Source organism: Nitrobacter sp. 62-23 (assembly GCF_001897285.1).
GTDB lineage: Bacteria > Pseudomonadota > Alphaproteobacteria > Rhizobiales > Xanthobacteraceae > Nitrobacter.
The window spans coordinates 1-25,830 of the sequence record NZ_MKSM01000031.1 but is presented as its reverse complement, the minus strand read 5'-3'; the positions used below and the strand labels follow the sequence as shown (position 1 = coordinate 25,830).

General features: G+C 64.4%; 20 protein-coding genes and 2 pseudogenes. 10 read left to right on the top strand and 12 right to left on the bottom strand.

Features of this window, described 5'->3' with window-relative positions; translation table 11 throughout:
* Window positions 1-436, bottom strand: a pseudogene (locus BGO16_RS03440) (hypothetical protein); the annotation flags it as partial.
* Between the two features lie 722 nt (window positions 437-1,158).
* Between BGO16_RS03440 and BGO16_RS03435 the strand changes: the two are divergent.
* Both BGO16_RS03435 and BGO16_RS03430 read left to right on the top strand, forming a co-directional pair.
* Window positions 1,159-2,172, top strand: coding sequence for a TorF family putative porin (locus BGO16_RS03435; protein ID WP_292617203.1), 1,014 nt, complete (start codon window positions 1,159-1,161; stop codon window positions 2,170-2,172).
* 151 nt (window positions 2,173-2,323) lie between these two features.
* Window positions 2,324-2,737, top strand: coding sequence for an META domain-containing protein (locus tag BGO16_RS03430; protein WP_292617202.1), 414 nt, complete (start codon window positions 2,324-2,326; stop codon window positions 2,735-2,737).
* A 202-nt stretch (window positions 2,738-2,939) separates the two neighbouring features.
* Here BGO16_RS03430 and mutL read toward each other — a convergent pair whose 3' ends face one another.
* The 8 genes from mutL to BGO16_RS03390 form a co-directional block, all read right to left on the bottom strand.
* On the bottom strand, window positions 2,940-4,751 hold the full coding sequence (gene mutL / locus BGO16_RS03425) for a DNA mismatch repair endonuclease MutL (RefSeq protein WP_292617201.1): 1,812 nt from the start codon (window positions 4,749-4,751) through the stop codon (window positions 2,940-2,942).
* A 103-nt stretch (window positions 4,752-4,854) separates the two neighbouring features.
* Window positions 4,855-5,283: an alternative ribosome rescue aminoacyl-tRNA hydrolase ArfB gene (gene arfB / locus BGO16_RS03420; protein ID WP_292617200.1), complete on the bottom strand. Its 429-nt coding sequence runs from the start codon at window positions 5,281-5,283 to the stop codon at window positions 4,855-4,857.
* Between the two features lie 58 nt (window positions 5,284-5,341).
* Window positions 5,342-6,751: a pitrilysin family protein gene (locus BGO16_RS03415; protein WP_292617199.1), complete on the bottom strand. Its 1,410-nt coding sequence runs from the start codon at window positions 6,749-6,751 to the stop codon at window positions 5,342-5,344.
* Window positions 6,748-8,142 carry a pitrilysin family protein gene (locus tag BGO16_RS03410; RefSeq protein ID WP_292617198.1) on the bottom strand — a complete coding sequence of 465 codons (1,395 nt, stop codon included), beginning with the start codon at window positions 8,140-8,142 and terminating at the stop codon, window positions 6,748-6,750. Before BGO16_RS03410 ends, BGO16_RS03415 begins: the two co-directional genes overlap by 4 nt.
* A gap of 192 nt (window positions 8,143-8,334) precedes the next feature.
* Window positions 8,335-9,051 (bottom strand): hypothetical protein, encoded by a 717-nt coding sequence (locus tag BGO16_RS03405; RefSeq protein ID WP_292617197.1) that lies wholly within the window; start codon window positions 9,049-9,051, stop codon window positions 8,335-8,337.
* An 80-nt stretch (window positions 9,052-9,131) separates the two neighbouring features.
* Window positions 9,132-9,629: a signal peptidase II gene (gene lspA / locus BGO16_RS03400; protein WP_292617196.1), complete on the bottom strand. Its 498-nt coding sequence runs from the start codon at window positions 9,627-9,629 to the stop codon at window positions 9,132-9,134.
* Window positions 9,630-9,905: 276 nt separating this feature from the next.
* A complete protein-coding gene (gene ileS / locus BGO16_RS03395) occupies window positions 9,906-12,941 on the bottom strand; it encodes an isoleucine--tRNA ligase (RefSeq protein WP_292617195.1) in 3,036 nt (1,011 codons plus the stop codon).
* A gap of 213 nt (window positions 12,942-13,154) precedes the next feature.
* A complete protein-coding gene (locus BGO16_RS03390) occupies window positions 13,155-14,141 on the bottom strand; it encodes a bifunctional riboflavin kinase/FAD synthetase (RefSeq protein WP_292617194.1) in 987 nt (328 codons plus the stop codon).
* A gap of 239 nt (window positions 14,142-14,380) precedes the next feature.
* On the opposite strand from BGO16_RS03390, the gene BGO16_RS03385 reads away from it, so the two are divergent.
* Window positions 14,381-14,776, top strand: a complete 396-nt coding sequence (locus tag BGO16_RS03385) for a response regulator (protein WP_292617193.1) — start codon at window positions 14,381-14,383, stop codon at window positions 14,774-14,776.
* 208 nt (window positions 14,777-14,984) lie between these two features.
* Here the strand turns inward: BGO16_RS03385 and BGO16_RS03380 are convergent, their stop codons facing one another.
* The 3 genes from BGO16_RS03380 to BGO16_RS03370 all read right to left on the bottom strand — a co-directional run bounded on the left by BGO16_RS03380 (window position 14,985) and on the right by BGO16_RS03370 (window position 18,692).
* Window positions 14,985-15,839, bottom strand: coding sequence for a TIGR01459 family HAD-type hydrolase (locus tag BGO16_RS03380; RefSeq protein WP_292617192.1), 855 nt, complete (start codon window positions 15,837-15,839; stop codon window positions 14,985-14,987).
* Window positions 15,840-15,855: 16 nt separating this feature from the next.
* Window positions 15,856-17,235, bottom strand: coding sequence for an EAL domain-containing protein (locus tag BGO16_RS03375; protein WP_292617191.1), 1,380 nt, complete (start codon window positions 17,233-17,235; stop codon window positions 15,856-15,858).
* 119 nt (window positions 17,236-17,354) lie between these two features.
* On the bottom strand, window positions 17,355-18,692 hold the full coding sequence (locus tag BGO16_RS03370; protein WP_292617190.1) for an aspartate aminotransferase family protein: 1,338 nt from the start codon (window positions 18,690-18,692) through the stop codon (window positions 17,355-17,357).
* A gap of 255 nt (window positions 18,693-18,947) precedes the next feature.
* Here BGO16_RS03370 and BGO16_RS03365 point away from each other — a divergent pair, with 255 nt between their 5' ends.
* From BGO16_RS03365 to BGO16_RS03335, 7 genes and pseudogenes are all read left to right on the top strand, one after another.
* Window positions 18,948-19,388, top strand: a complete 441-nt coding sequence (locus tag BGO16_RS03365; protein ID WP_292617204.1) for a TadE/TadG family type IV pilus assembly protein — start codon at window positions 18,948-18,950, stop codon at window positions 19,386-19,388.
* An 11-nt stretch (window positions 19,389-19,399) separates the two neighbouring features.
* The gene (locus BGO16_RS03360; protein WP_292617189.1) at window positions 19,400-21,061 is read left to right on the top strand and encodes a pilus assembly protein TadG-related protein; all 1,662 of its coding nucleotides are present in this window, start codon (window positions 19,400-19,402) and stop codon (window positions 21,059-21,061) included.
* A 170-nt stretch (window positions 21,062-21,231) separates the two neighbouring features.
* A pseudogene (locus BGO16_RS03355) lies at window positions 21,232-21,440 on the top strand (cold-shock protein).
* Window positions 21,441-21,980: 540 nt separating this feature from the next.
* Window positions 21,981-23,120, top strand: coding sequence for a PcfJ domain-containing protein (locus BGO16_RS03350; RefSeq protein WP_292617188.1), 1,140 nt, complete (start codon window positions 21,981-21,983; stop codon window positions 23,118-23,120).
* Window positions 23,121-23,473: 353 nt separating this feature from the next.
* The gene (locus tag BGO16_RS03345; protein WP_292617187.1) at window positions 23,474-24,286 is read left to right on the top strand and encodes a uridine kinase; all 813 of its coding nucleotides are present in this window, start codon (window positions 23,474-23,476) and stop codon (window positions 24,284-24,286) included.
* Window positions 24,287-24,297: 11 nt separating this feature from the next.
* Window positions 24,298-25,131 (top strand): molybdenum storage protein subunit alpha, encoded by an 834-nt coding sequence (locus tag BGO16_RS03340; protein ID WP_292617186.1) that lies wholly within the window; start codon window positions 24,298-24,300, stop codon window positions 25,129-25,131.
* A 304-nt stretch (window positions 25,132-25,435) separates the two neighbouring features.
* Window positions 25,436-25,830 (top strand): LysR family transcriptional regulator (locus tag BGO16_RS03335; protein ID WP_292617185.1); only part of this gene is annotated, 395 nt, incomplete at its 3' end.

Below are 25,830 nucleotides of genomic sequence, written 5' to 3'. Positions count from 1 at the left end.
GGCGGCCCCCGGCCAGGATTGAATTGATCGCCGGCAACAGGAGGACCACGATGGCTAAGAAATCCAGGAAGGCGAAGAGCGTTAAGGCCAAGAAGGGCAAGAAGAAGGCCGTAGCGGCGAAGACAAAATCGGCGAAGAAGTCCGCCAAGAAAGCCGTGAAGAAGTCGGCGCGGACGGCTTCGGGAAAGAAGGCGGCGAAGAAGAAATCGACCAAAAAATCGGCTAAAAAATCGGCCAAGAAAACCGCCAAGAAGGCTGTGAAGAAAGCCGCCAGGAAGTCCGCAAAGAAGTCTCCGAGGAAAACCGCCAGGAAGTCGGCGGCGACATCCGCAAGAAAGCCGGCGGCCAAGCGCAGGGCTTCGACGAAAAAAGCCGCAGCCAAACGCGCCGCGCGGCCTGCGTCCACAGCGTCCACGCTCACCTCGAGCTGGGCCATGCCCGAGCCCACGGTTTCGTCCTCGTCCTCGACGGATCATTCCTATGGGGCGGGTTCGACGGGGGAGGGTAACTAGAGCCTCGTTCTGATTCCGTCAGGCGGGGACCAGGCCGAGGACATGCTTCGCTCGAAAAGCTGAGCGTCCCGATTCCGATGTTCGCATGTCGTGTGGCGACCTTTGGTGCGAACTTCGGAATCCAGGGGGAATACTGGCGAACCTGATTTGAGCCGGGTCGCAGCGTCGCCGCTGCGGCCCTTTCTGTATGTAAAAGTCCTGTTTTCGGAATTCGCCCGTCGCCCGGCGGAGCGGGCGTCAGTGGCGGCATGACGTGCTCGGCGGAAAGCTGAGGCGTCTCCGCTCGCGCAGCACCCCCTTGTAATCTCTTGCGGCGAGACAAGGGACGCCTGCGAACAAACGCGCTGCAAACAGGCGGGAACGCACAAATAGGCAGCAAATTGCTTGCTATTTCGGCTTCCCGGTCTCTGGTCCAGGTCCCAGACTATATAGCGCCTTCGAGCGAAGCACGTCCTCGGACCTCGGAATCGATCCGAGGATGGATACCGGTTCGCGTGAAGAAAACGCGTCGAAACAAAATCGTGGAGCCTCGCTTCTGATTCCGTCAGGAGCGAACAGGCTCCAGCCAACGGGATCGTTTGCGGCAGGCATCGCTTGCCTTGTGCCTTCGAAACTTGGGGCAGCTTTCCGGCGGATGGGGTTCGTCATGAAGACAATGATTCTGGCGGCAGCGGCGCTGGCGGTGACGGCAGGTTCGGCGCCGGCGGCGGACATGGCGGTGAAAGCCTATAAGGCACCGCCTCCGGTCGCGTTCGATCCATGGGACATCGCCTTCGGCGCCGGCGTGGTGAGCGACTACGTGTTCCGCGGCGTGACGCAGTCCAACCACAAGCCGTCAGTCACCGCTTATTTCGAGCCTCGCTATAACCTCGGCAAGGACCTGCAGCTTTACGTCGGCTCTGCGGTCGAGAGCATTTCCTTCGCCAACCGCGCGGCGGCGGAGGTCGATATTTACGGCGGCATCCGACCGACTTTCGGCGCCTTTGCCTTCGACTTCGGCGTCTGGGGTTATCTCTATCCGGGCGGCACCTGCTACTACGGCGCTCCGACCGATACGGCAGGCCGTTCTCTCAGTGCGGAATGCGCGGCCAACGTCCTTCCCAACGGCAACGTCATGAAGAAGGACGTGAGCTTCTTCGAAGGCTTCGCCAAGGTGACCTACACCGTCAGCGACAACTGGGCGGTCGGCCTGAACGAATACTATTCCCCAAATTTCCTCAACACCGGCGCGTGGGGCAACTACGCCTCGATCACCGCCAGGTATACCGCGCCCGCCGCCGTGTTCGGAGCGAGCGGCGTCGGCATGTACGTGTCGGGCGAGTTTGGCCGCCAATGGCTCGGAACGTCGGATTCATTTTACGGCACCGGCATTGCCGCGGCCGGTTACGCAGGTCCGTTTCCGAATGGCATCAAGTATGCCGATTACAACGCCTGGAACATCGGCGTGGGCCTCACCTACAAGGTGTTTACGCTGGATCTGCGCTACTCCGGCAGCGACCTGTCGAAGGGAGACTGCAACGCATTCACGTCGGACTTCGCTGCGCCGCTCAATAGTAGCTTTACGAGCATCAATCCGGGAGGTGGGGGTTCCAACTGGTGCGGCGCGGCTTTCATCGCCAAGTTGTCGGCTGACCTGACCGCGATGGCCGGCGTGAAATAGTGAGCGCTCTTTCCCCGAGGGGCGATGGGTCGCCGAAGCGATCATAATGCCGCGGGTGGAATTTGAGTCCCACAGCAGGCTTCACCTCGGCTGATCCACGCGGTAGAACGGCGCAGATGCGATAATCGCGATCACTATTCAACGAGGGCAGATGGCTGCAAGGTTCGGCTTCCGGTCCGGTGTCATCGCGGCTGCGGCCGCGATCGGAAGCATGGGTGCATGGCCGGCGTCGGCGCAGGACGGGTTTCCCTTCGGCCTTGAGATGACGCTCGATGCGCCGCCCCAGCCCGGCTCGAAGCGGGTGCCGTCGCTGGAGATCGGCGACAGCGGCGAGGCCCGGTTTGAGCTGTGGTGCAAGGGCGGCAAGGGTCAGTTTTCGGTTGCCGGCAACACCGTGATCTTCGCGGCCGGTCCGCTGGAAGACCGTTCCTGTTCGCCGGAGACAGCCAAAGCCGATGACGATCTGGTCGCGGCGCTCTCCGCTGCGGGCACCTGGGAGCGGCAGGGCGATGAAATCTCGTTCGCCGGACCGACCCGGCTGCGTTTTCATCTCAATACAAATTGAATCATGACGAGACTGGTTGAATCAGAATGTCCGGCCTCTGCTGCGCCGGACGTCCACCGTGGATGTCGTCAAGCTGTTTTGAGCTTCCACGGTTGGTGTTCGTACGACCAGAGAGCGACAGCGAAGCTGTCCTTCGAAAGGTTACAGGCGAGCGGAAGCGGTGCCGTTCTTCGGGGCGCTATTGCCGCTGCCATGAGACCGCTCATCGCCGACCGAACAGCTTCTCGATGTCGGCCAGCTTTAGTTCAACATAGGTCGGACGGCCGTGATTGCACTGGCCTGAATTGGGCGTCGCTTCCATGTCGCGCAGCAGCGCGTTCATTTCCTCAGGCTTGAGGATTCGTCCGGCGCGCACCGAGCCGTGACACGCCATCGTTGCCGCGACATGCATCAGCCGCCGTTCCAGCGGCAGCGCCTCGTCCCACTCGGCCATGTGCTCGGCGAGATCGCGCAACAGCGCCGCTGCATCCGTCTTGCCGAGCAGCGACGGCGTCTCGCGCACGGCGACCGCGCCGGGTCCGAAGGATTCGATGGCGAGACCGAATTTTTCCAGTTCGCGCGCGCGATCGAGCAGCTTTTCGACGGTCGCCTCGTCCAGTTCGACGATGTCGGGAATCAGAAGAATCTGCCGCTGCACGCCGTCGCGCTCCAGCGCCGCCTTCAACTTTTCATAGACGATGCGCTCATGCGCGGCATGCTGGTCCACCACGATAAGACCGTCACGGGTCTGCGACACGATATAGGTTTCGTGAATCTGCGTGCGCGCCGCGCCGAGCGGCCGGTCGAGCAGGTCAACCGCGGGAGGGGCGTTGAATCGCACGTCCGCACTGGGCGCGCCGACGTCGAACGCGGCCTGTCCGCGCTCGGCCAAAGCGGTCGCGGCCGTGCCGCCGGACCATGGCCGCGGACCGGGAGGCGAGGCGGGCGATTGCCGCCAGTCCCAGTTGGCCGGGCGGGCAGCCGCCGCGGGACGAAATGCAGTGAGCACCGCGCCGTCGCTGTTCGCCGCCGTGCGGCGGCCCTCGCGCGCGAGTGCGTCCTTCAGCGCATGCACGATCAAAGCCCGCACCAGCCCGGCATTGCGGAAGCGCACCTCCGTCTTGGCGGGGTGGACATTGGCGTCGACCTCCTGCGGCTCGGTCGTGACGAACAGCGCCACCACCGGATGGCGGTCGCGCGGCAGGTAATCGGAATAGGCCGCTCGCACCGCGCCCAGGATCAGCTTGTCGCGGACCGGGCGACCGTTGACGAACAGATACTGGCCGAGCGCGTTGGCGCGCGTCAGCGACGGCGCGGCGGCGAAGCCATCCACGATCACGCCGTCGCGTTCGGCGCGCACCGCGATGGCGCAGCCGCGGAAGTCCGCGCCGAGAATGTCGCCGAGCCGCGTCAATTGTCCGGCCGCACCCGGCAGCGCCGCCGTCCACGTCACCGGCGCACGCCCTTCGCCGGCGAGCGTGAAAGCGATATCGGGGCGCGCCATTGCCAGCCGTCGCACCACCTCGCGGATCGCCTCAGCCTCAGTACGGTCGGTCTTGAGGAATTTCAGCCGCGCGGGCGTCGCAAAAAACAGGTCGCCGACCTCGACGCGCGTGCCTTGCGTCAGCGCCGCCGGTGCGATCGCGGATTTCCGTCCACCCTCGACGCTGAGCGACCATGCATGCGGCTCGCCGGCGTGGCGCGTGGTGATGGCAAGCTTCGCGACCGCACCGATCGAGGGCAGCGCTTCGCCGCGAAAGCCCAGCGTCCGGATGCGCAGCAGGTCCTCGTCGTCGAGCTTCGAGGTGGCGTGGCGGTCCACCGCCAGCGCGAGGTCGCCGCGCGTCATTCCGCCGCCGTCGTCGGTGATGCCGATCCGCCGCCGCCCGCCGCCATCGGTGAAGATGTCGATGCGACCCGCGCCGGCATCGATGGCGTTCTCGACCAGTTCCTTCACCACGCTTGCCGGGCGTTCGACCACCTCGCCGGCCGCGATCCGGTTGACGACGGTTTCGGGAAGCTGGCGGACGGGCATATGGCAGGCGACTCGCGATTGGTCCGGCAATCTAGGCGGTTTTGCCGATTCAGGGGAGGGCGGCCGAACGCTCTCCCCGCTGTTCACGGGACGGAGTCCCGCCTCAATCGTCGTAACGTGCCGCACCGCGCTTCGCCTTGACGTTGCTCCGGCGTTTCTTGCTGTCGAGGCGGCGCTGTTTCGAGCCGAGCGTTGGTTTCGTGGGTCGGCGCAGCGTGGGGCGGATCGCGGCTTTGCGCAGCAAATCGATCAGGCGATCGATGGCGTCGGTGCGGTTGCGTTCCTGGGTGCGGAAGCGCTGGGCATGGATCACGATTACGCCGTCCCTCGTCATCCGCTGCCCGGCGAGACTCGCGAGCCGCGTCGCCACGTCCGGGGCGAGCGTCAGGCGGCGGGTGTCGAAGCGCAATTGAGCGGCGGTGGCGAGCTTATTGACGTTCTGGCCACCCGGACCTGAGGCGCGGACGAAACTGATCTCGATGTCGTCGTCGTCGATCGCGATATCGCGGGTGATCCGCACTGTGGCACTCACTGTTTTGTTCCCCCTCGCGGGGGGAATCAGACCGAGCACCTTAACCGATGTGCGTGCGTCAGTGTGCGGCCGGGTGCGGCGCGGGCTGGGCCGCCCCTGGTCGGGCGGTCGCCCCCGGCTGGGCTGCCGCCGGTTGCGTCGCCGCCTGCGCGCGTCCCACGACCACGGTCAGGAGCCCGTGCCCCCACAGCCGCTTTGCAACCGCTTTCGCCTGATCGAGGGTGACGGCCTCGACGATGGAATTGCGCTTCTCGATGTAGTCGATCGGCAAATTGTCCGTCTGGTATTGCAGCAGGCCGGTGGCGAGCTTCGAGGAGGTATCAAGCTCCAGCATCTGCGATCCCTTCAGGTAGGATTTGGCCTCGTCCAGCTCCTTCTGGGTTGGCCCATCTTCGGCGAAGCGCTGGATGACGTTGTTGATCGCATCGATGCTCTCGCCGGCGCGGTCGGCGCGGGTGCCCGTTGTGCCGGCGAACAGCGCCGAGTGATCCATCCACAACAGCGATTGCGAGACGGAATAAGCGAGGCCGCGCTTTTCGCGAACCTCGCGGTAGAGACGGGACGACAGCGAACCGCCGCCGAGAATATGGTTGTCGATGTAGGCGGCCATGAAATCCGGATCGTGACGCTTGACGCCGGGGCCGCCGAACATGACCACGGTCTGCGGCACGTCGAGCGGAACGAATGTACGTTGCGGCGGCTTGGTGGCGACGACGTCGGCAACAGGCGTGAGGTCGCCTTTCGCCGGCAGTCCTCCGAAGGTCTGATCCAGCAGCTTTGCGAGAGCGGCCGGCTCGATGTCGCCGACGACTGCGATCTTCAGCCCGTCCCTCGCCAGCACGTGGCGCACGTAGATCCTGAGGTCGTCGGTCGTGATCGGTGGAATGCTTTCGAGGGTGCCGTGCGACGGCCGGCCGTAAGGGTGATCGTCGAATGCGAGCTTGAGGAAATTGCGGCCGGCAAGTGCGTTGGGGTTGGTGGAGTTGCGGCGCAGCTCCGATATGATCTGCGATCGGATGCGCTCGACGTCGTCAGCGTCGAAGCGCGGGGAGGTGAGGGCGAGATGCAGCAGGTCGAATGCCTCGCCGCTGTGCTCCTTGAGCATCCGCAACGAGCCGCGGAAGCGGTCGCGTTCGATGCTGAAACTCAGTTCGATGGCGTGGCGGTCGAGCCTTTCACGGAAGGTCTTGGAGTCGAGATCGGCGGCGCCTTCGTCGAGCAGGCTTGCGACCATGTAGCCGACGCCCGGCTTGTCGGCCGGATCCTGCGCCGCGCCGCCCGCGAATGCATATTCCATCGCGACCAGCGGAACGGTCGCATCCTGAACGAACCAGGCCTCAATGCCTCCTGGCGTCACCAGATGCTGGATTTTCGTCGTCGCGAAAGCGGGAACGGTCATGAGGGACGTCACCGCGAAGCATATGGCGGCGAGCAGGCGGCGCGCCGCGCCGATCCGGGTGCGTCTCACGACCGCTTCTCCTCGTGCGCCGGCGTGGTGTCCTTGATCAGATAGCCCGTCACCGAGCGCGTCTTGACCAGCCACCTTTGCGCGGCCTCGCGAACCTGCGCGGCAGTGACCGCGCGGATACGGTCGGGCCAGGTTCTGATTTCGTCGACGCTCAATCCCACGGTCATGCCCGCGCCGTACCAGCGCGCCAGCGTCGTCTGACTGTCCTGGGCATAGACCGCCTGCGCGATTAACTGCGTCTTCACGCGCTCGAGGTCTTCAGCCGGAACGGGGTTGGCGGCGAGATGTGCGATCACGCCGTCGATGGCCTGCTCGACGGCGGCGAAACTGACGCCCGGCTTTGGCGCGACCGCGATCGTGAACTGGGTCGGATCGACCATGGTGCCCTGATAGGATGCGTTGGTGTTGACGGCGAGCGGCTTGTCGACCACCAGCGCGCGATAAAGATACGCGTTGCTGCCTTCGCCCATCAGTCGCGCAAGCACATCCAGCGCCGGACTTTCACCGGTTGCGGCGGTGGTCGCGGCCGGCACGAGATAATAACGCCGCAGCATCGGCTGTTCGACGCGAGGATCCGCGAGCGTGACCGTCCGCGACGCCACCGGCAGCGGTTCCTGCGGACGGATGCGAACCGGCGGAATCGCGGGCTGCGGGGGCACCTGACCGAATGTCTTTTCGATCTCTGGCCGGATTTTCTGCGCGTCCACGTCGCCGGCAATCACCAGCGTCGCGTTGTTCGGCGCATAGAACCGTTTGTAGAAGGCAAGCGCGTCCTTGCGGGTGAGCTTCTCGATCTCGTGGCGCCAGCCGATCACCGGGCGCCCATAGGGATGATTGAGGTACAGCGCCGCCATGATCTGTTCCGTCAGCCGCGCATCGGGATTGTTGGCCACGCGCATGTTGTATTCCTCGAGCACCACGTCGCGCTCGGGCAGCACGTTTTCGTCCTTCAGCACCAGGCCGGTCATGCGGTCGGCCTCGAACGCCATCATCGTCGCGAGTTGGTCGCGCGGCACGCGCTGGTAGTAGCCGGTGTAGTCGAAGTAGGTGAAGGCGTTCTCCTCGCCGCCAACGCGCAGCACTGTCTGGGAGAACTCGCCGGCCGGATGTTTGGCGGTGCCCTTGAACATCAGGTGCTCAAGGAAATGCGCGAGCCCCGATTTGCCCGGCGTTTCGTCCGCCGAGCCGACCTTGTACCAGATCATCTGCGTGACCACGGGCGTCCGGTGATCGGGAATGATGACGACCGCGAGTCCGTTCGGCAGGGTGAAGGTGGCCGGAGGCTGCGCGGTGACGGTCTGCGCCTGGGATGCCCCGAAGGCAAACAGGAATGCAAGGCACAGGGCCAGCGCCGTGGAAACGCGGGCTGTCAGTCGGGGTAATGCTGTCATGGTTTGCACCGGCGGCAAGCTATGGGAGCGTCACGGATTGCCGTCAGTCCTTGTGCTGGAGCCAATCATTGGGTCGCGGCGCCGTCAGGTCTTGATGACTGCCGCAGCAGATCCGTATGCCGATCCGTATCGTGCCAAGCGATCCGGGCAGGAAACCTCAGCCCGGTTCGTTCGTGCTGCCGGTCGCCCCCGTCAGTTTTTGCGTTCCTTGCCGGTGTTGATATCCATATACGTATTGCCGAGCACTTCCTTCGGTCCGGTGCCGTAAGCGTAGTTCGGCGATGGGGTCTGATATCCGGCCGGAGGCTGCGTCAGCTGTTCCCGTTCCGGTTCGCCCGTGAACGTTGCGGTCTGCGGCTTGTTGCCGCCGAAGAAGCTGAGGAACTTGCCCGAAAAACCGAGTTGAGAGGGGCTGAGCGACGGGTTGTCGTTCTGCGGCTTGCCTGGCTGATCGGTGTCAGCCCGCTGTGTGGTGCCGGAACCGTGCGTTGCGAGCTTGCTGGGCAGGATCGAGCGACCGCCTTCCTCGGAGGTGGGCTTGCGTTGCTTGCGAGCGGCAACCAACTCCTTGTGGCGCTCGACGTCGGGATCCTTCGGCCAGTTCGGGTCTCTGATTTCGGTCGCGGCGGAGCCTGGCGGGGGCAGATCGATCTTGGGCGGAATCACCAGCGGCGACCGCTCGCGATAGTCGATGCCCTTGTTGTCCATGTTGGTCCCGCCGATGCCGCTCATCAGGTTGTGGATGATTTTCTCCTCGAAAGTGGCGTCGTCATCGTCGTCCTGGGCGCGGGCCATGCCGGAGGACAACACGATGGCGATGCTTGCGGCGGCGACGGCGAAACGAACGCCGCGCAGCCACGTCCCCCGAGCCTCGGGCACATCACGATCATTCCGTCCGGTTTTGCGCATCGCGTTCATCCTGTTCAGTATTTTCGAAGGACCGCGGGCCGGAGACCGCCTGCGCTCCGGGCCATCCCTATCGTCCGGGATCAGGGCGCTTTTGCGGCGGGTGTTCCGAAGAAGGAATCATACAACAGGGCTATCACCCCGGCAACGATCGCCACGTCGGCGATGTTGAATACGTACCAGCCATAGGTTTTTCCCGCGAACTGAACGTGAAACAGCGCGAAATCCACCACTGCACCATAGGCGAAGCGGTCGATGGCGTTGCCGATGGCGCCGCCGATGATGAGGCCGAGACCAATTGTCGCCGTGCGGGTGTTTGAGCGCGCCATCCAGATCGCCAGCAGCACCACCGCAACCGCCTTGACCGCGAGCAGGATCGCCGCGCCCACCGGACTGTCGGTCTGGAACCAGCCGTAGCTGATGCCAGTATTCCAGGCCAGCACCAGGTCGAAGAACGGCGTAACGTTGACTGCGCCGCGATGACCGATATCGAACACGTAAAGCAGCCACAGCTTCGAGGCCTGATCGAGGATCAGCGCGAGGGCGGCTGCGATGATGCCTGAACGGAGAGGAGGGGTCATGCGCCGGCCGCTCTTGTCCTTCTCCCCGCTTGGGAGAAGGTGCGTTCGCGAAACGAAGACGAAGGAGGAGGGGCTGCGCCTGCCTCCACATGCCGCGTCGTTCCCGCCAAGGCCGGGCCCCATATGCCGAGTGGTTGCGATTTGACTGCGTTGGTCAATTTTATTTGATGCCTGGGGTTATGGGTCCCTGCGTTCGCAGAGGCGACGAAAGTGCTTGTAGACGCGTTGCCGTTTAATTGAACACGGACGACAAAGACAGAATGACGACGAAATAGATTACGCAGTCACCCCCAGCGCCTTCCATTCGCGAAGCGCCTGCGCGTCCCGCGGTGACACGTCGGGATACTCCTTGTCGTCGCCGACGGTCGGCAGGATCTTCCACGACCGGGCGCACTTGATGCCCTCGGCTTTCTCGACCACCACGGCGACGCCCTGCACGCTCGGCAGACGGAACGCGTCAGCCGGCGCGTCGCCCTCCCGCACCTCATAGTTCGAGGTGATGCAGACCTCGGCGAGGTCGACGTCGAACAATGTCGCCAGCATGGCGCGGTCGGCGACATAGACGATCGGCGAGGCTTCCAGCGAGGAGCCGATCCGCTTGGCGGCGCGTTCAAGTTCCAGTGCGCCGGTGACGACGCTGCGCACGGCGCGGATGGTCTCCCACTTCGCGGCCAGGGCGTCGTCGCGGAAATTGTCGAAACTCTCGGGAAACGTCGTCAGGTGCACCGACGGCTCCGCGTCCGGGCGATACAGCCGCCACGCTTCCTCTGTCGTGAACGACAGCACCGGCGCCAGCCATTTCAGGATCGCGTCGCAAAGCGTATCGATCACGGTGAGCGCCGCCTTGCGCGCCGCCGATGACGGCGGATCGCAATACAGCGTGTCTTTGCGGATATCGAAATAGAACGCCGAGAGTTCGGTGTTCATGAAGGCCGCGAGACTGGCGATCACGACCTTGTAATCGAAATCCGCGTAGGCCTTGCGCACCACTTCGCTCTGCGCCGCCAACTGGTGCAGCATCAGGCGTTCCAGTTCGGGCATGTCGGCGAACGCGACCGCGTCGCCGCGCTCGAAGTGATGCAGCGTGCCGAGCATCCAGCGGATGGTGTTGCGCAGCTTGCGGTAGGTCTCAATGGTGTTCTTGAGGATTTCCGCGCCGATGCGCTGGTCGTCGGCGTAGTCCGTGGCGCAGACCCACAGCCGCAGGATGTCGGCGCCGGACTCCTTGATGACCTTCTGCGGATCGACCGTATTGCCGAGCGACTTCGACATCTTGCGGCCGTTCTCGTCGAGCGTGAAGCCGTGCGTCAGCACCACGTCGTAAGGCGCGCGGCCCCGCGTGCCGCAGCTTTCCAGGAGCGAGGAGTGAAACCAGCCGCGATGCTGGTCGCTGCCTTCCAGATACATCACGGTATCGCGACCGCCATCGACCTTGCGCTTGATGCCGGCGAGGCCGGGGAAATGCACGGGATCTTCCAGCACGAAGGCGTGGGTGGAGCCGGAGTCGAACCAGACGTCGAGGATGTCGTCGACTTTCTGCCAGTCCTCATTGGCACGTGAGCCGAGGAAGCGTTCGCGCGCACCCTCGGTGTACCAGGCATCGGCGCCTTCCTTCTCGAAGGCGTCGGTGATGCGCTTGTTGACGGCCTCGTCGATCAGGATTTCGGCGGAGCCGTCGCCCTTTTCGCGCACGAATACCGCGATCGGCACGCCCCAGGCGCGCTGGCGCGAGATCACCCAGTCCGGCCGGTTGGCGATCATGCCGGTGATGCGGTTCTGTCCTTGCGGCGGCACCCATTGCGTCACGCTGATCGCTTGCAGCGCGCGGGCGCGCAAGGTGTCGCCGGGCTTTGCCTTGCCGTGGTCCGCGATATCCGTAGCTCCGGCTTTGGCCGGAGCGTTCAGAATATCCCTGTCCATCGCGATGAACCACTGCGGCGTATTGCGGAAGATCACCGGCTTCTTCGAGCGCCACGAATGCGGGTACTGGTGTTTCAAACGCCCGCGCGCCAGCAGCATGTTGCGCTCGACCAGCGCCTTGATGACGGCGTCGTTGGCGTCGCCCTTCTCGCCCTTGTCGGTGAGCACGCGCTTGCCCGTAAAGCCCGGAGCCTGCGCGGTGAGCGCGCCGTTCTCGTCGACGGTGTAGGGGATCGCGGTCGTGATGCCGCGCGCCTCAAGCTCGCGCGCATTCGCCGTCCAGATGTCGAAGTCCTCGCGGCCGTGTCCCGGCGCGGTGTGGACGAAGCCGGTGCCGGTATCGTCGGTGACGTGATCGCCTGCCAGCAGCGGCACGGTGAAGTCGTAGCCGCCGGACAGGCCGTTCAACGGGTGCGCGCACTCCACCGCATCCAGCGTATCGGCGGGAATGTCGCGGATCTTCTCGTAGGCCGTGACGCGCGCCTGCTTGAAGACGTCGGCGGCGAGATTGTCAGCCAGGATCAGAAGATCGCCGGTCTTGGCCCAGTTGTCGGCAGGTGCATCGGTGACCTTGTAAAGGCCGTAGGCGATCTTGTTCGAGAAGCTGATGGCGCGATTGCCCGGCAGCGTCCACGGCGTCGTGGTCCAGATCACAACGCTCGCCTGCGCCAGCACGCCGTGCGCCGGCGAGGTCACCGGAAATTTCACCCAGACGGTATCCGAGGTGTGGTCCTCGTACTCGACCTCGGCCTCCGCGAGCGCGGTCTTCTCGACCACGCTCCACATCACCGGCTTGGAGCCGCGATAGAGCGTGCCGTTGGCGGCGAACTTCATCAGTTCGCGCGCGATCTGCGCCTCGGCAGGATAGGTCATGGTGGCGTAGGGATGGTCCCAGTCGCCGATGATGCCGAGCCGCTTGAACTCCTCGCGTTGGACGTTCAGCCAGTGCTCGGCGTAGGCGCGGCATTCCTTGCGGAACGCGACCATCGCGGCCGGCTCCTTGAAGTTCGGCTTCGCCTTGCCCTTGGAGCGGTAGTTCTCCTCCTCGATCTTCCATTCGATCGGTAGGCCGTGGCAGTCCCAGCCCGGCACGTAATTGGAATCGTGCCCCAGCATCTGCTGGCTTTTGGTCACGACGTCCTTGAGGATCTTGTTCAGCGCATGGCCGATATGGATATGCCCGTTGGCGTAAGGCGGGCCGTCATGCAGCACGAATTTCGGCCGCCCCTTCGCGCGCTCGCGGAGCTGCCCGTAAAGATCGATCTCGTTCCAGCGTTTGAGGGTCTCCGGCTCGCGCTGCGGCAGTCCGGCGCGCATCGGAAATTCCGTCTGCGGCAGGTAGAGGGTTTTGGAATAGTCAGGGGCGTTGGACTTTTTCAGCTTTTCGGTCATGGCGGGTGAATAGCGTGTTTTGGCGGGAAGGGGAAACCCGGTTTGGCAGCTCTTTCTTCCCTCTCCCCTTGCGGGAGAGGGTGGCGAGGTGAGCGTAGCGAAACTGAGCCGGGTGAGGGGTTGTTTATCCGACCCAGCATCTGCCCCCTCACCCGCTTCGCGGCTCCGCCGCTCAGCACCCTCTCCCGCAAGGGGAGAGGGAGGAAGCGCGACTCATCCGATCTCTCCCAGCTTCGGGAACGCGTCGGGCGCGGCCGCGAGTATGGCCCGTGCGATGTCGGCATCGCTGTCCATCCGGCGAACCAGCGTCTCGACGCTGTCGAATTTCAATTCCTCGCGAATGAAACCGATGAAGGCCACGTCCAGCGTGGTGCCGTAGAGGTCGCCCTTGAAGTCGAACAGGAACACTTCAAGCAGCGGCGCGCCGTTGTCGAAGGTCGGTCGGCGGCCGAAACTCGCCACGCCGTCGAAGCGCCGCTGATCCTTTCCCTGGCCGCGTCCCACCCTCACGGCATAGACGCCGTGCCTGAGCCCGCAATCCTTGTCGAGGCGGATATTGGCGGTGGGATAACCGAGCCCCGCGCCGCGCTTGTCGCCGTGGATCACCTCGCCGGTCACGAACCACGGTCCGCCGAGCATGGCGGTAGCATCCGCGATCTGGCCTTCCGCCAGCGCCATGCGGATCGCGCTGGATGACACGGGCCGCTCATCGATGTCGATATGGGGCTGCACGTCGACCTCGATGCCGAAGCGCGTCGCCTCGCTCGCCAAAAGGCTGGGCGAACCGACCCGGCCTTTGCCGAAATGGAAATCGTAACCGACGGCGATGCCGCTGATGCCGAGGCGGTCGATCAGATCATGGTGAATGAAATCCTGCGCCGTGGTGCCGGCTCGTGCGGCGTCGAAAGTCATGACCACGGCCCCGGCGAGGCCCGTTCCCGCCAGCAGCCGCAGCTTGTTGGTCTCGTCGGTCAGGCGGAATTGCGGGGTGTTGGGGCTGAAAAACTTTCGCGGGTGCGGCTCGAAGGTGACGGCAAAAGCCGGCTTCCCACGGGCGCGCGACATTCGGAGTGCCGCCGCGATCACCGCGCGGTGGCCGAGATGCACGCCGTCGAAATTGCCCATCGCCACCACCGAACCCTTGGGAATCGCAGCGGCGGCAGGCGTGGTGTCGCGGATGATGGCAAATCGGGAGGTCATTACCGTTTCGTTGATGGGTGGGGAGGCGGTTGAAGTCAAGCGCGCCGGCCAGCCTTTTCGGAGTACGGGCCCGGCATCCCTTCCCGGATTAACGCGCTGTTTAAGGGCTGGGGAGTAGGAAGGCGAGCCGACCCGCGGGGGCAGGACCGGCGAATTCCGGCATGCTCCCAGGATGGCCCGCACAGGCGGGCCTTTGACGATTTCGGCACACATAGAATGTGGCGTGCAGGGGGTTCAAAATGGCAGTAGACTTGTCGATGTCGGTACTTGTGGTGGACGATTACAACACCATGATCCGCATCATCCGGAATCTTCTCAAGCAGCTTGGGTTCGAGAACATCGACGACGCCAGCGACGGTTCGGCGGCGCTGAACAAGATGCGCACCAAGAAATACGGCCTCGTGATCTCCGACTGGAACATGGAGCCGATGACCGGCTACGACCTGCTCAAGGAAGTCCGCGCCGACGCTAATCTCGCGATGACGCCGTTCATCATGATCACGGCGGAGTCGAAGACCGAGAACGTGATCGCAGCCAAGAAGGCCGGCGTGAACAACTACATCGTCAAGCCGTTCAACGCGGCGACGCTGAAGAACAAGATCGAAGCGGTGTTTCCCGACAGCGTTCCGGCGTAATCGCTGACGCTCTTCGAGCTGACGTCGTTTCGATGTCTGCTGACGAGATGTCTTCAGTCATGCCCGTGCTTGTCACGGGCATCCACGTCTTAGAGTCGTTCACGGCCTGATGGAATCGGAATGTCGATCTTCTTTACCTGTCCCCGATGGGGAGAGGTCGGCACGCAGTGCCGGGTGAGGGGGCAGCGCTCACTGTCAGACGTGAGCCTCACCACTTCAGTTCGCGCATCAGCGCCAGCGGCGGATGGCCGAACAATTCCTTGACCGAGGCCGGATCGAGTTGTTCGACGCCGGCGAATTCCTCGGAATGGATGCCGCGCGTCAGGAACAGTAGGTCGATGCCGAAGGCGTGGGCGCCCATCAGGTCCGTGCGCACGGAATCGCCGATGGCGAGCACCCGGTTCAGTGGCGTGTCCTCGCCGCGCCGTTCCCGCGCCAGCGCCATGGCGCGTTCGTAGATCGGCCGGTGCGGCTTGCCGTAAAAAATTACCTCGCCGCCGAGTTCGCGATAGAGTTCGGCAATCGCGCCGGCGCAATAAAGCAGACGGTCTCCGCTTTCGACGACGATATCGGGGTTGGCGCAGATCAGCGGCAGCCTGCGTTCGCGCGCCTGCATCATCAAGGCGCGATAGTCCTCCGCCGTTTCGGTCTCGTCATCGAACGGACCGGTGCAGATGATGTAGTTAGCGCGCTCGATCGGGGCGAATACGGGATCGAGGCCGCTGTGGATGGAACTGTCGCGCTCCGGACCGAGCCAGTAGACAGCCTTGTCAGGATGCTCGGCGACGTAGCAACGCGCCAGATCGCCGGATGACGTGATGGCGTCATAGCTATTGTCGGGGACGCCGAATTTGCGCAACTGCCGCTGCACCGCCTCGGCGGGACGCGGCGCGTTGGTGATGAGAATGACGGTGCCGCCCTTGTCGCGGAAGGTTTTCAGCGCCGCGCAGGCTTCGGGAAAGGACACGAGGCCGTTGTGGACGACGCCCCAGATGTCGCTCAGCACGACATCCCTGCCGGTCGCGAGGTCCCGCAGATGGTCGACGAAACGAAGGGCCGTCATTGCGCTTGGATACTCTTTAGGCCACGCTGCCGGCGCGGCGCGCCAGTGCGGCGGCGCCGGTCAGGCGGGTCGGATGGTCGGGCTTGATGGCGCCGATCCTCGGCTTGTCGGCCGTGTCTGTGGCTGCGTCCGGGCGCAGTGGTCGCGGCGCGGCGAACAGAACACCCTGACCGAAGCGGATGTCGTAGTCGAGCAGGTCGACCACCGCGCGCTCGTCCTCGATCCTCTCCGCGATCAGGTCGATGCCGAATCGTCCGAGCAGATCGGAGATGTCGGCCGGATGGATGTCGGAGGCCGATGTCTGATGCGGGTCGAGGAGGAGCGATGCCGGCACCTTGATGAAGCGGACGCCGCGGTCGGCCAGTTCGCGCGGCTCGATGCGCAGGTCGGTCACATGGTCGATGGAGAACCTGTAGCCGCGCTGCGCCAGCGCGGCGAGGTGCTCGCTTTCGGTGAGGCCGAGGTTGCGCAGCGTGCTGTGCCTGAATTCGAGGATCAGCGAAGGCGCCAGCGCGCGATTGGCTTCGAGAAAATCGAGACACTGCCCGAATGCGGCGCGGTTGCCGAGCGTCGCCGCGGCGAGGTTGCAGAACAGGCTGGCGTCCTTGTTGCGCATTTGCAGCCGGCGCAACACCTCCATGCAGCGCACCACCACCATGTTATCGATGCGTCCCATCAGGCCGGCCGCTTCGGCGGCGGGGATGAAATCGCTGGCCGCCACGAATGTGCCGTGGGCATCGCGCAGCCGCGTCACCGCTTCGTAATAGCGCGTCTTGCGCTGCGGAAGCGTGACGATGGGCTGCAGGAAGATATCGACATTGTTGCCCTCGATGGCGCTCCTGATCGTGGTCAGTATCGGCGCGTCATTGCGGTTCGGTGCAGGGCTCGCCGCGGCCGGCCGGACGGGAGCAGGCGCGGGCGCCGCAACCCGAACCGGGGGTGGGGGCTCGGGCATCGGAGGCGGGCCGGCTGCCGGCAGCGACACCAGGATGTCCTCATGAGCGGCGACCGAGGCGGCGAGCTGCCTGACCAGCCCGCCAAGCTCGCTGATTTCCCCGAGCGCGGATTGAAGCCCCGATTGAACGCGGTCGTGCGAGGCGGAACTGGCCGAAGCCACCTTGCTCTCGGCGGCTGCGAGGCGGCGTCCGAATTCAGTGACCTGGCGGGCGAGGTCGGCGATGCCGTGCGACAGATCGGCGATCTGGCCGTCGACGTCGCTGCGGTCGCGCATCCGCATGGCGACAGCGTTGTAGAGAATGAGGAAGGTCAGGGCCGCCAGCGCCACGACGGCGGCTTCCGACGGGCGCAGGCTGGTCAGCGAATAGAGCGCGACGCCGAGCGAGCCGGAGACCAGCACCATGCAGATGGCGACGAAAATCGTGGACATGCGGATCATCTGGCGCGAAAAAGCTCCCGCCGCCGGACGATTCCCGGCGCTTTCGGACCGTCACACTATCATTATCGGTGATTCGGCGAGCAGTCTTCTACCGTTTCCGCCGGAATCGGACCAGACGCTCAGGCGACCGCGCGAATCACCCTGGCGACCTTGTCGATGATCTCGCCGATCTGGTCGTCGCTGGCGATCAGCGGCGGGGTCAGCGCCAGCGTGTCGCCGGCGATCCGCATCATCACGTCGTGGTCATGGAAGCCGCTTCTCAGCGCCGCGAAGCCGCGGTCGCCCGGGCCGTTGCCGTTGGGGGCAAGATCGATGCCTGCCGTGATTCCGACGGTGCGGATATCGACCACGTTGGGCTCGCTGCGCAGGCTCATCACCGCGTCGGCGAATGTCGGCTCGAGTGCCCTGGCGCGCTCGAACAGCTTTTCGTCGCGATAGATGTCGAGGGTGGCGAGGCCGGCGGCGCAGGCCAGCGGGTGCGCCGAATAGGTATAGCCGTGGAACAGTTCCACCGCGTTGGGCGGGCCGGACATGAAGGCGTCGTGGATGGTGTCGCGCACCAGCACGCCGCCCATCGGAGCCGCGCCGTTGGTGATCCCCTTGGCGAAGGTGATCATGTCCGGCAGCACGCCGTAGCGTTCAGCGGCGAATGCGTAGCCGAGCCGGCCGAAGCCGGTGATGACCTCGTCGAAGATCAGCAGGATGCCGTGCCTTTCGGTGATCTCGCGCAGCCGCTTGAGATAGCCCTTGGGCGCCGGCAGCACACCGGTCGATCCCGCCATCGGCTCGACGATCACGGCGGCGATGGTGTTGGCGCCGTGCAGGCTGACGAGGCGCTCCAGTTCGTCGGCGAAATGCGCGCCGTAATCAGGCTCGCCCTTGCTGAAGGCCTGCTTCTCGCGATCGTAGGTGGATTGCAGATGGTCGACGCCGGTGAGCAGTGTGCCGAACATCTTGCGGTTGCTGACGATACCGCCGACCGAGGTGCCGCCGAAGCCGACGCCGTGATAGCCGCGCTCGCGGCCGATCAGGCGGATGCGGCTGCCCTGGCCGTTGATCTGGTGATAGGCCAGCGCAACCTTCAGCGCGGTGTCCGCGGCCTCCGATCCCGAATTGCAGAAGAACACGTGATCGAGCCCGTTCGGCGCGAGCGCGGCGATGCGGTTGGCAAGCTCGAACGCCTGCGGAATGCCGAACTGGAACGGCGGCGCGAAGTCCAGCGCTTCGGCCTGCTTGCCGATCGCCGACGCGATTTCCGCGCGGCCGTGACCCGCATTGCAGCACCACATGCCCGCGGCGCCGTCGATGATCTTGCGGCCGTCGGTTGAGAAATAGTGCATGCCCTTGGCGCCGGCGATCAGCCTGGGCGCCGCCTTGAAGGCGCGGTTGGCGGTGAACGGCATCCAGAACGCAGCCAGATCGTTCGGCGCGGGCGGGGCAGGGCTCTTGTCTAGCATCGGAGGCCTCTTCTTTTCGTCTCGGCATGTTCAGCGGCAGCCTACCCCCTTTTCGCAAGGCTGCGAAATGCGGTTTGCCGCATCGAGCCCATGTGCGCCCGGACGTTGCGTGAATTGTGTCGGAAGCTCGCCGGCGGCACGCGTTCGGCCATGGCGGCTCCGGGGCAGGCGGACGTCCGCGCAGACATATACTACCTTTAGTATATAAGTTCATTCATACACACTTAATGGTTGTATGGCTTAGTCTATTGCATGATGCTCCTCGGCAAACTCTCCGTTTTATCCAGATTGCGCCGGCTCGCGCGCTGCGCACGCGGCGCGTCGGCGGTCGAGTTCGCGATGTTGCTGCCGCTGTTCCTGGTGCTGGTGTTCGGCATCGTCGTGTTCGGCTCCTACTTCACGATGGTGCACGGCGTGCAGCAGCTCGCCGCGGAAGCGGCGCGCTGCTCGGTCGCCGGCCTGAGCGAGGCGGAGCGGGCGAGTCTCGCCGAAAGCTACATCACCGCGAATGCCGGCTCGTATCCGCTTTTGCAGCCGGCCCGTCTGTCGGTAAGCGCGGCAACGTCAGGCAGCGACGTTTTCGTGGTCACCGTCAACTACGACGCCTCCGGAAACTTCCTTCTGGCGCTGCCCTTCGTGCCGTCGCCGCCGACCACCATCGTCCGCTCGGCGGCGATCCCCTTCGGCGGCTTTTGAGGAGACGTGCGATGCCAAACCTGCTTCGGCGCTTTGTCTCGGATACGCGCGGCAACTTCGCGATCATGGGCGCCGGATGCATGGTGCTGGTGCTGGGCTGCGCCGCGCTCGGCGTCGATATCGGCTCGATCTATGCCGATCGCCGCAAGTCGCAGAGCGCGGCCGACCTCGCGGCCATCGTCGCGGCCGGCAACATCTCCAAGGCCGCCAGCGCCGCGGCCGCCACGGTGGCGGCCAACGGTTATCCGACGAGCGCGCTGGTCTCGGTCGAACTCGGCAACTATACCCCCAACGCCGCGCTCGCGCCGCAGGCGCGCTTTGCGACTCCCGCGACCGGGGTCGCCAACGCGGCACGGGTGACGCTGCGCACGCAGACCCCGCTTTACTTCGCGCGCGTGTTCACCGGGACCAACGACTTCGACGTCACCACCCGCGCCACCGCGGCAAGCACCGCGATGGCGTCGTTCGCGATCGGCTCGCGCCTGCTCGCGCTGGACGGCGGCCTGCTTAACGCCGTGCTCGGCCGCATGCTGGGAACGACGCTGTCTTTGTCGGTGATGGACTATCAGGCGCTGATCGATGCCCATATCGACGCCTTCGATTTCCTGAACGCGCTGGCGACGCGGCTCGACCTGACCGGCGGCACCTACGACTCCGTGCTGTCGGGCAACGTGAAGGTCGCAGACATCGCGGCGGCGATGTTGAGCGCGCAGCAGGCGGCGAACGGCCTGAACGCGGCGACCGCGGCGCTGTCGAACATCTCGCAGGCGCTTGCCGGGCTGACCACCACCATCGCACCGGGGTCGCTGATCGACGTCGGTCTCTATTCGGCGATGACGGTCGGCTCACAGCCGAAAACCGGCGCCAGCGTCTCGGTGTTCGACCTGCTGTCAGCGACGGGCGCGATCGCCAACGGCGCCAACCAGATCGCGGCGTCCGTCAATCTCGGCCTGCCCGGCATCGCCGCCGTCTCGGTGACGGCGACCATCGGCGAGCATCCGCAAGGCAAAAGCTGGATGACGGTGGGGACCGAAGGCGCAAGCGTGCATACCGCGCAGACGCGGGTTCTGGTGACGATCAAGCTGCTCGGCAGCGGAGCGGTGCCGGCGGTCAATCTGCCGCTTTATGTCGAGGTCGCGTCCGGGACTGCAACACTCGATGGCGTGAGTTGCGGCCGCCCCGACGTGACGTCGTCGACCGTCACCCTTGGCGTTACGCCCGGCGTGGTCGATGCCTGGATCGGTAACGTGTCGGCGGCTGAGATGACCAACTTCACCAGCAAGCCCGATCCGGGTCACGCGACGCTGGTCAATCTCGGCGCGGTCACCGTGACCGGCCGCGCTCATGCCGGCATGGGCAACACCGCGCCGACGCCGGTGTCTTTCAGCTATGCCGACATCGCCGCCCAGACGAAGAAGACCGTGACCACCACCGATTTCACCTCGTCGCTGACCGCAAGCCTGCTCGGCGATCTCTCGCTCAAGGTCAATGTCGGGCCGCTCGGCCTGCCGATACCCGGCCTCGGGCCGGCCGTGACCGGAATCATCGGCGGTGCCACGGCGTCGATCGATCAGGTGCTGGCCTCTGTGCTCGCGACGCTTGGCATCGGCATCGGGCAGGCCGATGTCTGGATCTCCGGCATTCGCTGCGACGGCGCGGTGCTGGTGAATTGAGGCAAATCCGGATTGGCGTCATATCTCCTTCCCTCTCCGTTGCGGGGGCCGGGCGGGTCGACGACATGAAAATTTAGCTATGCCCGCTTTACGTTTCGATATATGCAAATGAATACGACGAGGATGCGCCTCGGGCGCGGGTTCTTGTTTGCGACGATCCGGAGAAGAGAATGTCGACAGGCACAGTGAAGTGGTTCAACAGCCAAAAGGGTTTGGATTTATTCAGCCCGATGGCGGCGGCAATGACGTGTTCGTCCACATCAGCGCCGTTCAGCGCGCCGGGCTCAGCAGTCTCGGAGAAGGCCAGAAGGTCTCATTCGAAGCCAGGACGGACAAGACGCGCGGCAAGGTGAGCGCGGAAAATCTGTCGCTGAGGTGACTGTCCATCCAGGCTCTGCCGATTTCGCGTCCGAATGCTCGCCATTCCGGCCCTCTCAGCGCCGGCCGGCTGGAAAAACCTGAGCGGATGTGGTGGCCGGTTTCGAGCATGGCCGCGCGTTCGTCGGCCATGCCGGCGTATCGTCCGGGAGCGCGGACATCGCCATCACCGCTTCTCAGTGCTGCTGATTCCCGCCGGGCAGTTGCGGACGCTGCGGTTTTTCACAGTTGCAATCGTTGGACGTTTTTCCGCTCCCGCGACGCGCTTCTGGTCGACGCCGCGTCCTGGCGCTCGCCAGGAGATTCGGCCGGGACGGGGCGCAGTTGATCGGGCTATCGAGTATATAAGTACTTTTCGGTGCACGAAAATATTTTTAAATGGAGTGTGTGCATCTCCGGTCCTGAACGCCTGCGGAGTCGCGGTGGTCCCCGCGCCGCGGTCGAAGATAGGCATTAGCGTGGCTGCGGTGGGTCGGGTATGCTGGGAGGTTGCGACGGGCATCGCCATGAAACCGCCCGATCGCAACACTCAGGTCCTTGCATGAAGGATGATGGACAGAAAAGCCTGCTGCAATGGCTGGCTCCGGAGCTTGCGGCGAAGGGTGTCCTGCTGAACGAACCGTGGGTCCCACTCAGCGCGCGTCAGGTCGAGGAGATGTTCCCGGTCAAGCCACTGGCGATCGCGGCCTTGATGATGGTCGCGGTTGAACCTTTCGCGATCGACTATTTGAGACAGGCGCCCGTCCTTGTCGTGGCGGCGGCGCAGGGCATGGAATGCTTCCGGCCAATGGAACGGGAATTCGTGCTGCGGAATTGGCAGGCGGCCATCCATGATCGTCCGAAACTGCGCGATCTCTTGAAATGCTACGGACTCGTCCGGCCGTTACGGGCGCTCCGGGGAGAAGCGTTCCGGGCCGGCCCGGCCGAATATCAGGTTGTTCAGAATTTGTGCGACGTTCCACCGTCACCGCTGGCGCAGGCGATCCCAACATCGATCCGCCAGCAGCACACCTGGCTGCGCGCGCTCGATGAATGGTCCGAGACCATGGATCGCCGCGAGCAGAGCGCCAGGGCTCTTTTTGACTGGGCGGTATGCGCGATGGGCCATCATGTGGAGGCCGGCGGCACGCTGGATCAGGCCTCTGCCGTTGCAGATTACGCGGCGATCCATATCGACACCTTCAATCGGCGGTGGAGCTATCAACGTGCTTTCCGGGCCGCGCTCGAATGGCACGACGAACTCGCGCGAGCGAGCAGCGAGAAGGCGTATTTCCTCACCCACAAAATGGAGTGGGACGAGGTGATCGACTACGGCGATCTGCCGGGCAGCGCGACGATCGAAGGCTACGAAATGGTCGCGCTGCAGACCGGCGCGGCGCTTCACGCCGAGGGCGCGGATATGCATCATTGCGTCGCGAGCTACGCGGGAAATGTCATCCGAGGGTTCAGCCGGATTTTCTCGGTGCGCAAGGACGGACGGCGGGTCGCGACCTTCGAGATCGGCAAGTCGGGCTTTTTGCTGGCCTCTGGCGAGTTTCTTCAATTGCCCTCCAGCAAGGGACCGCTTTACAAGCTCATTCAGCTCAAGGGACCCTACAACGCCGAGGTCCCGCAAGAGGTCGAACAGGCGATCCGCGCCTTTATTTCCGGCCTGAACGACACGGCTCGCGCCGCCGGATGAGCGTGTCGCCGCTGCTTGCGCAAGACCATCGGACGCATCCTGCGTGACGACGAGCGGTCCGCGTGAACAGACCGGCATTGCCGCTGATTCCGGACCTTCAGCCCGCGACGCTATCACCACGACCTACATAACGCTTTGAAAATAAAGGAATTTATCTGTTTGTCCGGGTTGACATGCTGCGGTGCACATACCAATGTTTGCCGACAGGACGGAACGCCGCCAGGCGATCCGCTGGATTTGCGTCTGTTATCGATCCGCTGAGCAAAAGCCCGTTCCACGCGAGCACTCGAAACGAGCGGCATTGATAGGTTGCTGTCGAACAGAACGAACGAGACGACGAAAGGAAGGTCCCAATGGCCAACACAACCGCGGAGCTCGAAGCGCTCCTCACACAGCGTTCGCTGACCGATCCGCAGCTTCTGGCTGCGGTGGAGGCTTCGGCGGACTTTCGGATCCTGCCTGACGCCACGGTTCTCAAGATCGGCGGACAAAGCGTCATCGACCGCGGCCGCGCGGCGGTTTATCCGCTCGTGGACGAGATCGTCGCCGCCCGCAAGAACCACAAACTGCTGATCGGGACCGGCGCGGGGACCCGCGCCCGCCATCTTTACTCGGTCGCGGCCGGGCTCGGCTTGCCGGCGGGCGTGCTGTCGCAACTTGGAGCCGCGGTCGCCAATCAGAACGCCGTGATGCTGGGGCAGCTTCTTGCGAAGTACGGAATATCGGCGGTCGACGGCGCCGGCCTTTCGGCCGTGCCGCTCTACCTCGCCGAGGTAAACGGCGTCGTCTTCAGTGGCATGCCGCCTTACGGTCTCTGGATGCGGCCTGCCGCCGAGGGTGTCATCCCTCCCTACCGGACCGACGCCGGGTGCTTCCTTGTCGCCGAACAGTTCGGCTGCAAGGCGATGATCTTCGTGAAGGATGAGGACGGCCTCTACACGGCCAACCCGAAGACCTCGAAGGACGCCACCCTGATCCCGAAGATCTCCGTGGCCGAAATGAAGGCCAAGGGACTTCACGACTCGATCCTTGAATTCCGGATGCTCGACCTGCTCGAATCCGCACGCCATGTCCGGCAGGTGCAGGTTGTGAACGGCCTCGTGCCCGGCAATCTGACCCGTGCGCTTGCCGGTGAGCACGTCGGCACCATCATCACCGCGAGCTAAGAGGGATCGTCATGGCCAACACGACCAACAATATCAAACACGTCGCTTCGCCGCTCGCGCGCCAGACCCTGCTCGACAGCGAACTCACCGATCCCGTCGCCGGCAAGCGACCGATCCGGCTCCTGCCCTGGCTTCAGGTGGTGAAGATCGGCGGCCGCTCCATCATGGATCGCGGCCGGGACGCGATCCTCCCGATCGTGGACGAAATCCGGAAACTGTTGCCGGAGCACCGTCTGCTGATCCTGACCGGCGCCGGCATCCGCGCCCGCCATGTCTATGGCGTGGGCCTCGATCTCGGCCTGCCGGTCGGGTCGCTCGCCCCGCTCGCCGCGACGGAGGCCGGACAGAACGGTCACATTCTGGCGTCGCTGCTCGCCCCGGAAAGCGTCTCCTATGTCGAGCACCCGACCATCGCCAACCAGTTGGCGATCCACCTTTCCGCGGCCCGCGCGGTCGTGGGAAGCGCCTTTCCTCCCTATCACCACCACGAATTTCCGGGCTCTCGGATTCCGCCTCACCGGGCGGACACCGGCGCGTTCCTGCTCGCCGACGCGCTCGGAGCGGCCGGCCTCACGATCGTGGAGGACGTCGATGGCGTGTATACCGCCGACCCCAACGGTCCCGACGGAAAGAAGGCGCAACTGCTTCGCGAGACGAGCGTCGCCGACCTCACAAAAATCAAGGGCACGCTGCCGGTCGACAGGGCGTTCGTCGATGTGATCGCGACCGCGCGCCACATCGAGCACGTGCAGGTCGTGAACGGGCTCGTACCGGGTCGGCTCACCGCGGCGCTGCGCGGCGAGCACGTCGGCACGATCATCCACACCGGCGCGCGTCAGGTCTGAGTTAGTTCCGCGTAGCGATCTGATGCCGCAGAACGGGGCGGAACAATCGTTCCGGCCCGTTTCCTGTTTGGATCAATCAATAGGCCGTCGATTTCGAAGCAAGCTGCCGGGATCACCGGAGTGCTTTTCGGATGCCTGTGGCGCTTGTCAGCCGCCGAATGCCGCAGCCCGGCCCAACTCCGTGACTTTTCCGAGAGTTATCTGAGACGAACGCCGGCCTGCAATGGCGCTTTCGTTACGGTGTAACCTGCGCTATATAACGTACGCTATATATTATATCTATATAGCGTACGGGCGGGCTTGGATGGCGATTGAAGCGCTGGTCACCCTGAAAAGCGAGAACGTTCCGGCCGTCGGGCGCGAGCGGTTGAAACTGCTCGAGGCGGTCGCGCGCGAGGGCAGCATTTCCGCCGGCGCAAGGGCGATCGGCATCACCTACAAGGCGGCGTGGGATGGCCTCGACGCGATGGCCAACCTTTTCGGCAAACCGTTGCTGGTCAGCCGCGCGGGCGGGCGCGCCGGGGGCGGCGCGACGCTGACGCCGGCGGGTCACACCGTCATCGAGGCGTTCAGAAGAATGGAAGCGGAAATGGTCCGCGTCCTGCGGACGGTCGAGCCCGAACTTGCCGAGGCCGGCGTTTCACCCCTGGATCTTGTCTCCGGATTTCTCATGAAGACCAGCGCACGCAACGCGATCCG